This is a genomic window from Paenibacillus sp. FSL F4-0125 (assembly GCF_038008565.1).
Taxonomy (GTDB): domain Bacteria; phylum Bacillota; class Bacilli; order Paenibacillales; family Paenibacillaceae; genus Paenibacillus_AQ.
Window position 1 is genome coordinate 532,503 of the sequence record NZ_JBBOZJ010000001.1, and the last position, 14,074, is coordinate 546,576.

The window sequence follows — 14,074 nt, forward strand, 5'->3', positions numbered from 1 at the left end:
TATACTGATTTACAACGGATATGAAGAAGGGACGGGGAAGATGAATTGGTATGGTTCTTCATTAGTGCGATCATCGTCATAGGGGCTCTGATCTTTGCGGGCTTTTTCTTTTATGGAATTGCTATTAAACGAGCACCGAAGGAATTCCTGAGTAATAATCGTGATTTGAAGGTTGATCCCCCGGTTGCCGGGGCTTCTTGGGGGGAGGGGAAGGATTGGATCTCCAGTCAGAGCTTTGAGAATATGGAGATTACATCTGAGGACGGGCTACAACTAAGAGGGTACTGGCTCCTTTCAGATCGTGCTGAAGGTCGTACGGCGATTCTAGCTCACGGTTATTCTGGAAAAGGGAAGGATATGGGAGCGTACGCCAAAATCTATTACGAGCGACTGGGCTTTAATATCCTGATTCCCGATGCCAGGGGACATGGGGAAAGCGCTGGGAATTATATTGGTTTTGGATGGCATGAGCGCAAGGATTATTTGCAGTGGATTGAATATATAATAGAAAAGACTGGGCCCAGTGCTCAAGTTGTGCTTCATGGGGTCTCCATGGGTGGTGCTACCGTGCTAATGACCTCAGGTGAAAATCTCCCACCGCAGGTCAAAGCTATTGTCTCGGACTGCGCTTACAGCTCAGTTAAAGCACAATTAGCCTACCAACTACGGCGCATGTATCGCTTGCCAAGTTTCCCTTTTATTCAAAGTGCGAGTCTAATTACTCGTTTGAAAGCAGGGTATGGTTTTAGTGAAGCGTCTGCTTTGAAACAGGTGCGGAAGGCGAAGGTGCCGATTCTTTTTATTCATGGGGATGCCGATAATTTTGTACCATATAGCATGATGAATGAATTGTATGAGGCATGTCAGAGTCCTAAAGAGAAGTTCGTAGTGCCGCAAGCAGGGCATGGATTAGCATATGATATGGATAAGACGGGGTATATAAACGTAGTAACAGCTTTTGTGAATCAATATGTAAATTAGATGCCCTGAACGTAGACAGCGCCCGATATCCGCTAGGTAGCGGTTATCGGGCGCCTATATTTTTCCACACATGGCATGAGTCCTTATGTAAGGTTCGTACAGCCATGCTTTTTCGTTATATTCATCCCCCGCCGTTCGTGAGTAACGGGTGTCTTAATTCCTTGTTATTTCCAGCAGCCGTGTGGCGAGAATAATCCTTCCAATACGACAAAAGCCCTACCTCTCTTTTGCCCTTGCGGCTCCATTGACCGCGCCAGTGTGAATCGGAATGCTATATTTCGAATTTAGTCTCATAAAAAGGAAAGTTTCTGCAAGAAAACATAAAGCCTCTGTGTCCAAAATGCCGATGTGTAAAAGAGTCGGCCTGACATCTTCTTGATGGGGATATTCAATATATCGAAAAACAAATACGATATAAATATAACACAGTATTGTTTAAAAGGCAAATATAATAATCAATTCCAAGATAAGGGTAGTTTGATTTAGGAGGAGAACAAGTAGAGCAAGATAGAGCGTTTGATTCGAATATAACTTATGCCGGATTATTTGCGGATTAATTCGGAAAAGCTAGTAAGCCAGAGGGAATGGGACTACGGGGGCTATTTTGCGTGCCTATTTTGTGAACTGCTCTCTAAAACTTACATTAAACCCCAACATTGATTGAAGGATTGAGGGTAGACCGTTATAATTAATAAGTCTGGATTTTAATTAAAAAATAAGGGAGATTTTTATGAAACGCGCAGATGTGTGGTTGATTTCCATCGTGTTAATTGCTGCGCTCGCTTTTCTCGTACCGAGATGGTTTTCGGACAATGATGATAAAGGTGGGTCCGGTAAAAATCTCGTAGCCAATGTGACAGTGGACGGCGAGTTATTTAAAACGGTAAAGCTTACAAAAGAAGAACAAACCATTGAGGTCCGTACCGACCGTGGTTATAACATCTTGAAGGTGCATGATTACGGGATTGAAATGTATGATGCTGACTGCCCGGATCAAGTGTGCCTAGGTTTCGGTTTTATTACCCTGCCCAAACAGACGATTGTCTGTCTACCGCATAGAGTATTAGTGGAAATCACGAGTGCGTCGGGGGAGGATGATATAGATGCCTATGTCCAGTAGTGAATCTGCAACAGCTTTAAAAAGAACGGTAATTATTGCGATTTTCGCCGCAGTGGCGGTAGTGCTTAGTCTAATAGAGGCACAGATTCCATTGTCAGGAATGGGACTGGTACCGGGTGCTAAGCTAGGATTAGCCAACATCATGATTTTGACTTGTATTTACTTTTTACGTGGACGGGACGCATTCCTGCTTGTCATCCTTAAGACACTGCTTACCGCTTTTCTGCTAGGTACTTTTTCAAGCCTGCTGTTCAGTTTATTTGGCTCGTTGTTTAGCTTTGTTGTAATGTTCGTATTAATGCTGATTAGTGGCAAAGGTAAGAGTATAAGTTTGATCGGAATTAGTATAGCTGGTGGGATTGCACATAATATCGGTCAGCTGCTGGCAGCTTCAATGGTATTCTCATCCCTTAGTATTTTTTATTATCTTCCCATGCTGCTGATCACTGGAGTAGTAACAGGAATTGCCGTGGGCTATGCAGTCCGTTATTTGGTGGCTTCATTGTCAAAAATATCGTTGTTTGAAGAGTTTTTGGACTGATTAGTCACATCAGCGGAAGGATGACTAACATGAATGAATCATTTGCAGGTCAAGAATTAGAGGGAGAAGGACAAGCTATCATCTCTCTGGATGAGGTATCGTTTGGTTACGATCCTGAGCATCCGATTCTTCAAAATATAACGTTATCTATTTCACAGGGACAATGGGTTAGCTTGGTTGGTCCTAATGGCTGCGGGAAGTCAACGCTAGTTAAGCTACTAAATGCATTGCTGCCTAAGAGTGTTGGCGAAATTGTGGTTAGTGGTATGCAGCTGAGTGAGGAAACGATCGGCAGCATTCGGCAATGCATCGGTATGGTGTTCCAAAATCCAGATAATCAGTTTATTGGAGCCACTGTAGAGGAAGATATCTTATTCGGCCTGGAAGGGCTTTGTTTGTCGTACACAGAGATGGCTGAACGGCTGCACTCATATACGACGAGGCTGGGAATAAATCATCTGTTGTCCAAACACCCGAGTGAGCTGTCTGGAGGTCAGAAGCAGCGTGTCGCTATCGCCTCCATTCTGGCTATGGAACCAGGCATCGTCATTTTTGACGAGGCCTCTTCTATGTTGGATGAGGGTAGCAGAAATGATCTTCTTGGCATTTTGCAGGATATGAGAGCGGAAGGAAAGTATACGATCCTTATGATTACGCATGATGCAGATGAGATTCTGGCATCGGATCGGGTGCTTGCATTGCATGGAGGTGGTCTGGCTGCTGATGTTACACCGGCGGAGCTATTCCGGAACGAGGAGCTTCTGCAAAAATGCCATCTGTGCGAGCCGTACCCTTGGCGTCTTGCACGTGAGCTGCAGAATCAAGGCATTCATGTGGATGTTCCCGCCAGTGAAAAGGAGCTTATAGACACGTTATGGCCATAGAATTACAGCAAGTAAGTTACTCCTATGCTGACCGAAGCCTATGGAAGCTGACGGCGCTCCGCGACATTAACCTCAGTGTTCCACTAGGCTCTATGGTTGGTATTGCTGGGGCGACAGGCTCTGGTAAATCGACGCTGCTGCAGTTGTTTAACGGGATACTGAAACCAACGGAAGGTACGGTAAAAGTACTCGATGTAACCATTCAGGCGGGTGAAAAATCACCTAAGCTAATGCCGCTGCGCCGTAGAGTCGGTTTGGTATTTCAATTTCCAGAGCAGCAAATGTTTGAAGATACGGTCGAAAAGGACCTCATCTTCGGACCTCTTAACTTCGGCATGAGCCTCGAAGAGGCCAAGGCACGTGCAAGACAGGCCATGCTGGATATGGGTCTGGATCTGGCGCTGCTAGAGCGGAATCCTTTTAAATTGAGCGGTGGACAAATGCGTAAGGCGGCTATTGCATCCGTGCTAGCTATGGACCCAGAGGTCATCGTTTTGGATGAACCTACGGCTACGCTTGATCCCATCAGCCGTGCAGAGCTAATCCGCTTGCTGGAGAGATTATGCCGTGAGCAGGGGAGAACGATCATCGTCGTCACGCATCGGATGGATGAGTTATTGCCTTACGCGGACAACTGGCTTGTTCTTAAAGAGGGCAGCACGGCGTTTCAAGGCAGCGTAAAGGCGCTGGCAGATGACCCTTCGATTCTGGAACAGTGTGGCTTGACGGTTCCACAGTCCCTTCGTTACTGGCGTGCAGTCGCTGATCGCTTTGGTCTTACGGATGAAGCTCCTCGCTTAACGGCAGAGAGCTTAGCAGAGCTGATCGCTTCGCTGCCATCTGGATCAGGCAACTCTAGTGAGCAGCACGAAGGAAAGAGGGACGGCCATGAATGAGAAGCTAATCATAGGACGCAGTATTGAGACCGGTTCATGGGTGCACAAGCTGGATGCTCGTGCCAAAATCACCGGAATGCTATTATACGTAGCTGTTATTCTGCTCTCCCGTTCGTGGATGGCCATGGCACTGCTGGCTATTTTCTCAATAGCCGTTATGGCTTCTACTCGGATTCCGCTTAAATACTTCCTGAAAGCAGCTAAGCCTTTACGCTATTTAATGCTATTTATCTTTATCGTACAGCTGCTGTCTGTGAAGACAGGGGAAGCGGTGCTGACGCTTGGTTCGTGGTCTATCTATGAGGGAGGGCTAAGATTAGGCGCATTTTCGGTCATCCGCATGTTTTTTCTGATCACCTTCACGGCGCTACTTACATTCACCACAACGCCGGGTAAGCTGAATCAAGGACTAGAGGGGATTTTGGCTCCTTTCAAAAAGCTAGGCTTGAAGCCCGACCGTATCACGCTGATGATCAGCATTTCACTCCGGTTCATTCCTACGATTCTAGATGAGTCGCAGATTATTATGAAAGCGCAGGCCTCACGGGGTGCTGATCTGAAAGAGTTGCCTTTGAAGGAAAAGGGAAAGATGCTAGTCTCCCTGCTGGTTCCGATTATCGCCAGTGCGTTTAGGCGTGCACAGGATCTGGTGTATTCCATGGAAGCCCGTGGCTTTCGTATGGATGCTCCGCGCAGCCAGTATCACCGCCTAAGGTGGGGAATATTTGATACTATTTTTATTACTATGTTTGTTGTCATGGGGATTGTAGTAGCTTTGGTTTAAAATACAACATGTTTGAAGAGTATCAACTTGGGAGGGAACTTGAATGGCACGTTATTTTAACGGTAGAGAGATTGAATTATTAGCACCCGCAGGGACGTTTGAGATTTTCAAGGAAGTAATCCAGTCACGGTGTGATGCAGTTTATTTTGGTGGACCCGTACTGAATATGAGAATGATGCGTAAAGGATATAATCTGTCTCATGAGGAGATCGTAGAGGCACTAGATATCGCACACCGTCTAGATAAAAAAGTGTATATCACAGTGAACAACCTGTTTAGTGAAGAAGATGTGGAAGAGGCTAGAGAATATCTGCGTTTCCTTGACGGTGCCCGTCCGGATGCCTTGATTGTTCAGGATATGGCGGTGTTGGAGCTTATTCGTGAGATGGAGCTTAATCTTCCTATTCACTCTTCGGTCATGATGAATGTTCATAATCTGGAGATGATCTATGCGCTGCGTGATCTTGGGGTAAGCCGTGTGGTTACTTCGCGGGAAATGGACCTGCAAACAGCTAAGCTGCTTGGTCAGCGGAGTGGGATGGAACTGGAGTATTTTATTCACGGGGATATGTGCTCGGTTCACGGTGCGAATTGTTACTTCAGCTCCCATGTATTCGGTATGAGCAGTAACCGTGGGAAATGTATGAAACCTTGCCGCTGGGATTATCGGGTTAAAAAAGACGGGTATGTATATCCGGCTGAATACCCGCTGGCTGTAAAAGATATGTTCATGTATGAGCATCTTCCGGAATTGATTGAATCCGGTATTACCTCCTTCAAAATAGAAGGCCGTATGCGGGATAAGGAATTTATGGTGATGCTGGCGAATAGCTACGGCGAAGCCATTGACCGCTATATCGATGATCCGATAGGTTTTGATCGCACGGTCGATACGAAAGAGCTCTATAACAACCGTAAACGTGACTTTTCAACAGCTTATGCTTTTGGTAAGCCAGGATTAGCTAACATTAACCGTCGTTATGAAGGTACGGGCAAATTCTATAGCACTGGAAAAGTATTCAGTACACCAACTGCAGAGCGTGATCTGTCAGAGAAACGTGTTGAGCAGTTACGGGAGAGATTAGCTGAGGTCGAGCAGCCGCAGAAGACAAAAGCTAAGTTAGCTGTACGTGTGAATAATATGCCACAGGCACGGATGGTCTTAGAGCTTGGTGTGGATAGCCTGTACTTGCCGGGCGACGTTTTTGAACCGGACAGACCTTTTACAAAGCGCGACATCAAGGAACTAGGTGAGCTGAAGGGCGATAGCAAAATCTACTTGGGTTTGCCACGTATGATGACCGAGCTGCATTTTGACCAATATGATCAATTGCTGGGCGGAGAACGCTTGCCGATTGACGGTCTTATCGTTACAAATTTGGGAGCCATTCGTCGTTACAACTCCACAGGATATCCGCTAATTGGGGATAGTAATTTAAATGTATACAATCATCTTTCAGCGCAATTATATGCTAAATTAGGTTTGACTCAACTTTCAGTTTCACCGGAAATGACGTTAGAGCATTTTGCTACCTTTGCCTCTCGTTGTGAAACACCTTTGGAGGTTGTTGTTCATGGCACACCTGCACTAATGTATATGGAGCATGATCTTTATGAGAATACGGAGTTAATGGAGCCTGTTGCTGAAGAGGATAATCAATATGTGCACAATAATGTTTTGGTTCTAAAGACAGACAAAGGTGAGAATCCGGTATATCGTGATCAGCACGGCCGTTGCCATCTTTTATTCGCAAAAGAACTTTGTTATTTACCTTTATTGAATGAGATGAGTGGACTAGGAATATCAAGCTTCCGTATTGAAGGAGCAACCTATAGCGTCGAACAGCTACGTGAAATTATTGTTTCTTATCAACAGGCTTTGAACGGATCTGATCTGAAGGATGATATGCTGGGTGGCCTTAAGCCGGTCTATGCTGGTTATACTTTGGGCTCATTGCAGTTCAATTAAATGTATTTTTATGGGGACTAGCTATCGCCGCATGATAGGGTGGTGCACAGGACTCTATGAATAAGTTACTATTTTCACAAAAAGGAGAGAGAAGCCTTCATGGAACAACAAGACTATATCGGAAGAGAAGCGGTAGCATCCAAACGCAAGCAATATTTCTATCCTTGTACACAGCATTTTTACCGTGATGCTCCTCAGCTTGTTCGTGGTTCAATGCAGTTTGTTTATGATGAGAAGGGTAAGTCTTATACCGATTTCTTTGCGGGAGTATCCGTAGTTGCTTGTGGACACTGTAATCCTGCTATAACGGAACGTACAATTGAACAGCTGCAGCAGCTGCAGCATACGACAACGATCTATCTGACTCAACCGAGTGTAGATTTGGCAGAACGTTTGGAAGAGGTTATGCCGGGTGGGCTGCGTCGAACCTTCTTTGTTAACAGTGGCTCTGAGGCTAATGAGGGGGCTCTGCTGCTCGCTCGGATGTATACAGGACGTAAAGGGTTTATTGCGCTGGAGAGTGGCCTGCATGGCCGTACCAATCTAACTATGAGTGTGACCGGCCTGCCTATGTGGCGTACCGATAAATACTTGGATCATGACGTTGAGTTTATTCCTCGCCCTTATCATCCGGATTTATCGCTGGAGGAAGCGGCATCGTTATCCCTGGAATCACTAGAGCGGGTGCTTGAAGAGAAGGGGAATACGATTGCTGCCATGATCGTAGAGCCAATCCAAGGCAACGGCGGAATGATTATGCCAACCCGAACCTACTTCCGTGATGTAAAAGCATTGTTAGAGAGATACGGTGTACTCCTAATCGCTGATGAAATCCAAACTGGTTTTGGACGTACTGGCAAAATGTTTGCTATGGAGCATTTTGACGTTGTACCCGATATTATAAGTATGGCCAAAGCACTCGGTAACGGAATTCCAGTTGCAGCCTTCGCTACCACCGATGAGATTGCCCTTGCCTTGAACCGCCCTTCCGCTTCCACGTTTGGGGGGAATCCGGTATCTGCTGCAACAGCCTTGGCTGTGCTTGATTATATTCGAGAGGAACGGCTTCCTGAACGCTCGGTACAGCTAGGAGAACGATTGAAAGCAGGTCTGAAGGATTTGCAAGCTCGTTATCCTTCGTTGATTGTTGATGTACGGGGAACTGGCCTTATGTTGGGGGCGGAGCTAGCTGGTACAGATGCTGTAGGCGCAGCGGCGCTTACAGATCAAGTGCTGGAGGCGATGAAGGACCGAGGTTATCTAATCGGCAAAAATGGTATAGGGCGCAATGTGCTAGCCTTCCAACCACCGATGATTATTACGGAAGAGGATATTGACGGGGTGCTTAACGTCCTGAATGAAGTCCTTGCAGACCATAATGGTTAATGGACTTAAACACAGTAGTGAAGAAAGAGGAATGCACGAATGGCGATTCTAAACATATGTAAAACTGCAGGTCTAAAACTTAAAATGTTCAGCGAACTGGTAATGTTCTCTCATACGCTTTTTTCGCTACCATTTGCTATTATATCGATGGTATGGGCCGCAGGGGGCTGGCCATCAGGACATGTGATGATCTGGGGACTTATTGCATTAATAGGCGCCCGTAATGGCGCCAATGCATTCAATCGGCTTGCGGACCGTACGTTCGATGAACAGAATCCCCGTACGGCACATCGACATCTGCCTCAACGCTTACTGGCGGAAAAAGAAGTTGTTGTCTTTGTTATTGTTAACTATGCCATTTTCATTGTGGCTTCAGGCATGCTTAATTTGCTCTGCTTGATCTTATCGCCGGTGGCGATCGTATTGATATCAACCTATTCTTACACGAAGCGGTTTACCTTTCTCAGTCATTTATATTTAGGTTTTGTTATTGCTTCTGCACCGATTGGTGCATGGTTTGCTGTAACCGGAAATATCGCATTTACACCGTTTGTTATCGGAACAGTGGTTATGTTATGGATTGCCGGCTTTGATATTATTTACGGCACGCAGGATATCGAATTTGATCGGCGGCATGGGCTATGGTCGATTCCTAGCTTCTTCGGACTGGAGAATGCCCTGCGTATTGCAAAAGGTCTACATTTCATCATGATTATGCTGCTATTGTTCCTATATCTATGGCGTGATCTCGGCTGGATGTATCTGGTGGGGATTGGCATTGCGACGCTGCTGCTGATGACCGAGCATAAGATTATTAAACCATCGAATCGTAAGCTGATGAAGGTGGCTTCTTATAATCTGAATCAGGTGATCAGCATGGTGATATTGTTGTGTACGCTGATTGATTTTTTTTATGTTAGCTAGAGAAGTGGTTGGTTAGGAAGCTGGCGTTGGTGAGTCGGCTGGTTAGGAAGCTGCACTGTGTGGATTTTCGGGCGAGCGCTACGCTTCTACAGTTCCGAAATTCCACGCAGTGAAGTCCTAACCATTGGCGCATTGCCTCCAAGCTAACAACAAAAGACAAAAGCCTACCCAAAAGGGGTAGGCAAAGGGAATCGGAAAGCTGGCTTATGCTGGCTTTTCTTTTTTTTTTTTTGTTTTTGTGATCTGCGAAGGATTACTAGATCAATGCAAGGAGGTGAACTTAATCAAGGCAGAAGTTTAGGGAAAACCTCCCTAATTTTTCTCAGTTTATCGCTGTTAGGGGCATATTTAGGAAATTTCTCCCTAAAATTTAGCTAATTAGTCCATAAACCATGCTAAATTAAGTTTATTAGGGAGTAATTCCCTAATAACGAGCATTTCAAGTGATTATTAGCTAATTATAGGGAGGTTTTCCCTAATTAGTCTCGTAGACTAAGCTCCAAGAACTGCCTGAACACGCTCACGTTCCGCTACGTTCGGCTTGTTTAGTTAATATCAGAGCGACCATCCAGAGGCAAAACACACTCACGTTTTGCTATGCTCGTTCGGGCTTGTTTAGTGATACAACGTAGTGGGAATATTAGTAGTGAAAAAAGGAACAATATTATATGGATAAAAATGGGTTAATGTGAAATGATAAAGATAGTTAGGGAATGGAGGGATCTGATTGAATAATAAGGTTACTTTCTCAATTGCCGTAGGACTGTGTGTGGTTGGTTTAGGTACGAGTTTGATTTCAGGAGCTAAGCTAATAGAGCTTGTTCCGGGGTATGCTGCAGTATTTTCTTCAGTAATGCTTCTTAAGCAAAGAAATAATAGTCTGAAGTAAATATTATTACAAGAAACGCTAATTGAATCGAAAAAACGGATACCTGCCCAAGTGAAAGGGAGATATCCGTTTTGGTATCCATTTTCGATTGCTTTAATAACATCTGCTTAGCGATCGCGCCCAGCAAAATATTGCAGAAGCGTATCCAGATCGGCATGCGCCGGATAGGAGGAGAGCTGCTGAACAATAGCTGCGGCTTGATCCAGATAGCTCTGGCTAACCTTTTCAGAGCGTGATAGGGCATCGCTACTGTTAATAAGGGCGAGCACATGAGCTACCTCTGCGTCTGAAGAGTCAGGGCCGATTGCACGGATCACAGGTGATAACTCCGGGTCCCGTAATGCGAAGAGTACAGGCAAGGTTACCTGACCATGGCGAAGGTCGCTACCAGCTGGCTTACCGAGTACAGCCTCAGACTGTGTGAAATCGAGCAAGTCATCTTGGATTTGAAAAGACATCCCTAAGGCTTCTCCAAAGGTATAAAGGAGGTTGGCAACTTCCTCGGTGCTTTCAGTAGATAACGCACCAACACGTAAGCAGGTAGCCATAAGTAGGGCAGTTTTGTTTAAGGATTTCTCCAAGTACTGCTCCATGGTAATGTCATAATCAAAAGCATGTTCCATCTGCTGATATTCACCCAGACATAGCTGTGCGGTAGCTACCGAGGATAAGTCATGGACGTACTTATTTTTGTCGCCGGTATATTTACTTAGAAGTTCAATGACTCGTGCAGACATATAATTGCCGATATGAACAGCTGGCAATGTCCCCGTCTTCATATGTAAGGCGGGACCGCCCCGCCGTAACTCAGAACCGTCAATGATATCATCATGAATTAATGAGGCAACATGAATAAATTCAGCGGCAGCAGCTAATTGAAGCGCTCTACGACCTGTATCCTTTAGGCCGAATCGGCTGCCAACAATGACCATAAGAGGGCGGAGGCGTTTACCACCTGAATTTATAAGTTCAAGAACACTCTGCGCGAGCTGAGATTTCTTAGGAACATCTTTATCACGTGCTACAAGGTTTACGATTTCGCGATTGATTTCATTTATGTCTATATTTAAGGCTTCATGAAGCTTCATTTTATGAAATCCCACCTGTCAAATGGCTTTACTAGTGCGACTGCGCTGTCTGCACTCTTGAATCAAGAACTGTTCGATTCCAGCCGCCGGATCTTGTTCCGCGAAGTCTCCATTTGACCGTCTAATCTGCATTTTTTTGATCGAAGGAGCCAGGTAAGCAACTAGGTCGAGCTCACGGCATTTCACCGCAAACTGCAGATAAAAGCTATACAAATAATCTCCATCCAAAATGTTGCGGGTAAGGTCGGGATGATGTGGGATACATTCCATATGGCGCTCTGCTGCCAAAGTGAGAATAGTGTAAATACCCAGCAAATTGACTTTGCGGTTGTATTCCAGATCATGGCGTTCCAGTACCGAGAGTAGCTGTTCACATGCCGCCGGAGAGGGCTGAAGCTGGATTCCGGCAATAGGTGACATTTCAGTATGCAACAACCGGAGGGTATCTTCTATGAGTTGTTTGTTCACAAGATTCTCTCCTTCTTGTCGGTTTTGCCGGAAGAAACCATACCCCTGATCATCCCTACAAAACCATTCATTAAAAAAGAAATAAACCATTTCCTGATATTAGGAGGATTATTTCCTTCTTGTAAATAAGGAGAGTAATGTGTCCTAGGGACACATTACTCTGAAGTACATCCATATTTAACTATACTGACATGTAATCTACATATTTGTTTTAAAATAAATTACACGAATTAAGGGCATTATAATCAGTCGGTGTATAGATACCATCGTCTGACGAGCGGAACTCTCTTCCAATGTTTCTTAAGCCACGGAAGTACATAGTAATCTAGGCCAAATGTGCTGCCCGATCCGCCGATGCAGGCGATACCCGCACCAACATACCATAACATTTCTGTAGAAGCCATTTTGGTCGACCAGATCATGACGGACATGGCTATCGTCGCTATAGAAGCAATAGCTGTGAACAGACCCACGATGAGCATAATACCGAACACGATTTCTGCACATACCATACCGATTTGGAACCATTTCGCGAGGAATGTATAACTTCCGTCGTTGTTGTAGAACATCAAGTCCATGAACCAGTTCGTAATATTATATACGAATCCAGGAACTGGTAATGCTTCAACCGCTTCTTTTGCAGTGGATACTGCTGAAGCTGCAGATTGTGCGTCTACTGTTGTTTTAACTGCATCCACCGCTACGCTGGCTGCTGATGAAGCATCCGTTGCAAAAGGAGCGGCTGGAATCAGGAATATCTTGTTTGGATCTACCCAAATTTTCCGTAGCTTATCTATACCTTCATATAACCACATTCCACCAAGCAGCATGCGAAGCGGAACGAGCCAGAAGTTAGGTGAACGCTTGGAGAAGTGTCCGCCCAAGAAGCTCTTACGGTTCTCAACATGGAAGAACTCATGCATCATGTAAGTCCAAACTTTATTGAAGCCTACAACCTGAGACAGGTAGAACATATTGATAAAGTGTTTGGATAGCATTGCCATAAATCCAGTAAGCATAAAGAACTTGCCTGGCAAACCAACGTTTGCTACACCGTAGCGGCTACCGATGGATACCATGGTACCGTGGAAACCTGGTTTGTATGCTTTTTTAGCAGTGTTCTGAATGTCAGCTGCAATGTTGCCAGCAACGATCGGAGCTGCTTGTTCAGCATTCTCAACCATTTGTGGTACAGGACGAGTTTCACCTTCAGGAATGAAGAAAATGTTGTCCCCTACTACATATACGTTCTTATGATCTACACTTTCAAGGTTCTCATTCGTAACAATACGTTTGCGGCCTTGTTGTTGTACTTCAAGTCCACCTACGATTTCGGAACCTTCAACACCTGCAGTCCAAACAATAGTTTGTGAAGCAACGACGTTTTTCTCACCAAGGGCAACACTACCTTCGCCTACTTCAGTGATCTTAGCGCCTGTAACAATTTCCACGTTCAGCTTGCGTAGGTGAGCTTCGGCTTTTTGAATCAGCTTATCTGGAAGAATAGGCAGAATCTTCGGAGCCATATCAGCCACAATCAATCTTACTTCGGATGGGTCGATATAGAACTCCTTGCATAGTTCCTCGCGTTGCTCAGCCATTTCTCCAACTAGCTCGACACCAGTGAAGCCGGCACCAATGATAACAAAAGTTAGCATTGCACGGCGTACTTCTGGGTTTTTCTCCATAGCTGCTTTGGTATACATGTCGCGGATTTGACGCTTCAATGCTACCGCATCATCGTAAGACCAGAAAGAGAAGGTATTCTCTTCTGCACCTGGAATACCGAAGAAAGTTGGTTTGCTACCTGTACCGATTACAAGGTAATCGTACGCATAGGTAGTTTTGTTAGATTTGAGTTTCTTACCCTTGAAATCAATATTGCTGATTTCGTCAAGAACAACATTCACTTTAAGACCAGCAAAGATTTTCTTAAGATCGATCTTGATTGAATCCTCTGGAGCACGGTTCGCGGCAACCTCATGCAGCTCAGTCAATAGAGTGTGATATGGATTCCGGTCGATCAGAGTTATTTCAACATCTTTGTTTTTCTTAAATTTCTTTGCCAGTTTCTTAGCCGTGAGTACGCCGCCGTAGCCGCCGCCCAAAATGACTATTTTTTTCAAAAGAAATTCACCTCATTC

Annotated in this window: 13 protein-coding genes; 10 read left to right on the forward strand and 3 right to left on the reverse strand. The window is 45.0% G+C overall.

Translation table 11 applies throughout. From position 1 onward, the window contains the following. Nucleotides 1-45 precede the first annotated feature (45 nt). The 10 genes from NST74_RS02380 to NST74_RS02425 all read left to right on the forward strand — a co-directional run bounded on the left by NST74_RS02380 (nucleotide 46) and on the right by NST74_RS02425 (nucleotide 10,374). Nucleotides 46-981: an alpha/beta hydrolase gene (locus tag NST74_RS02380; RefSeq protein ID WP_341110254.1), complete on the forward strand. Its 936-nt coding sequence runs from the start codon at nucleotides 46-48 to the stop codon at nucleotides 979-981. Nucleotides 982-1,711: 730 nt separating this feature from the next. Continuing rightward, nucleotides 1,712-2,101: a NusG domain II-containing protein gene (locus NST74_RS02385; protein WP_341110255.1), complete on the forward strand. Its 390-nt coding sequence runs from the start codon at nucleotides 1,712-1,714 to the stop codon at nucleotides 2,099-2,101. Beyond that, nucleotides 2,085-2,642, forward strand: a complete 558-nt coding sequence (locus NST74_RS02390) for a Gx transporter family protein (RefSeq protein WP_042123757.1) — start codon at nucleotides 2,085-2,087, stop codon at nucleotides 2,640-2,642. The genes NST74_RS02385 and NST74_RS02390 overlap by 17 nt, the downstream gene beginning before the upstream one ends. 29 nt (nucleotides 2,643-2,671) lie before the next feature. After that, on the forward strand, nucleotides 2,672-3,526 hold the full coding sequence (locus NST74_RS02395) for an ATP-binding cassette domain-containing protein (protein WP_341110256.1): 855 nt from the start codon (nucleotides 2,672-2,674) through the stop codon (nucleotides 3,524-3,526). After that, nucleotides 3,517-4,422, forward strand: a complete 906-nt coding sequence (locus NST74_RS02400) for an ATP-binding cassette domain-containing protein (protein ID WP_341110257.1) — start codon at nucleotides 3,517-3,519, stop codon at nucleotides 4,420-4,422. The genes NST74_RS02395 and NST74_RS02400 overlap by 10 nt, the downstream gene beginning before the upstream one ends. Next, nucleotides 4,415-5,206, forward strand: coding sequence for an energy-coupling factor transporter transmembrane component T family protein (locus NST74_RS02405; RefSeq protein ID WP_042123761.1), 792 nt, complete (start codon nucleotides 4,415-4,417; stop codon nucleotides 5,204-5,206). Before NST74_RS02400 ends, NST74_RS02405 begins: the two co-directional genes overlap by 8 nt. A 43-nt stretch (nucleotides 5,207-5,249) precedes the next feature. After that, nucleotides 5,250-7,175, forward strand: coding sequence for a peptidase U32 family protein (locus tag NST74_RS02410; protein WP_341110258.1), 1,926 nt, complete (start codon nucleotides 5,250-5,252; stop codon nucleotides 7,173-7,175). A 99-nt stretch (nucleotides 7,176-7,274) separates the two neighbouring features. After that, the gene (locus NST74_RS02415) at nucleotides 7,275-8,561 is read left to right on the forward strand and encodes an aspartate aminotransferase family protein (RefSeq protein WP_341110259.1); all 1,287 of its coding nucleotides are present in this window, start codon (nucleotides 7,275-7,277) and stop codon (nucleotides 8,559-8,561) included. Between the two features lie 39 nt (nucleotides 8,562-8,600). Next, the gene (locus NST74_RS02420; RefSeq protein ID WP_341110260.1) at nucleotides 8,601-9,485 is read left to right on the forward strand and encodes a UbiA-like polyprenyltransferase; all 885 of its coding nucleotides are present in this window, start codon (nucleotides 8,601-8,603) and stop codon (nucleotides 9,483-9,485) included. Nucleotides 9,486-10,212: 727 nt separating this feature from the next. Next, nucleotides 10,213-10,374: a hypothetical protein gene (locus tag NST74_RS02425; protein ID WP_341110261.1), complete on the forward strand. Its 162-nt coding sequence runs from the start codon at nucleotides 10,213-10,215 to the stop codon at nucleotides 10,372-10,374. A 107-nt stretch (nucleotides 10,375-10,481) separates the two neighbouring features. Here NST74_RS02425 and NST74_RS02430 read toward each other — a convergent pair whose 3' ends face one another. From NST74_RS02430 to NST74_RS02440, 3 genes are all read right to left on the reverse strand, one after another. Continuing rightward, a complete protein-coding gene (locus tag NST74_RS02430; RefSeq protein ID WP_042123769.1) occupies nucleotides 10,482-11,462 on the reverse strand; it encodes a polyprenyl synthetase family protein in 981 nt (326 codons plus the stop codon). Nucleotides 11,463-11,480: 18 nt separating this feature from the next. Then, on the reverse strand, nucleotides 11,481-11,930 hold the full coding sequence (locus tag NST74_RS02435; protein ID WP_042123771.1) for a hypothetical protein: 450 nt from the start codon (nucleotides 11,928-11,930) through the stop codon (nucleotides 11,481-11,483). Between the two features lie 245 nt (nucleotides 11,931-12,175). Next, nucleotides 12,176-14,056 carry an FAD-dependent oxidoreductase gene (locus NST74_RS02440; protein WP_042123773.1) on the reverse strand — a complete coding sequence of 627 codons (1,881 nt, stop codon included), beginning with the start codon at nucleotides 14,054-14,056 and terminating at the stop codon, nucleotides 12,176-12,178. Nucleotides 14,057-14,074: the final 18 nt, after the last annotated feature.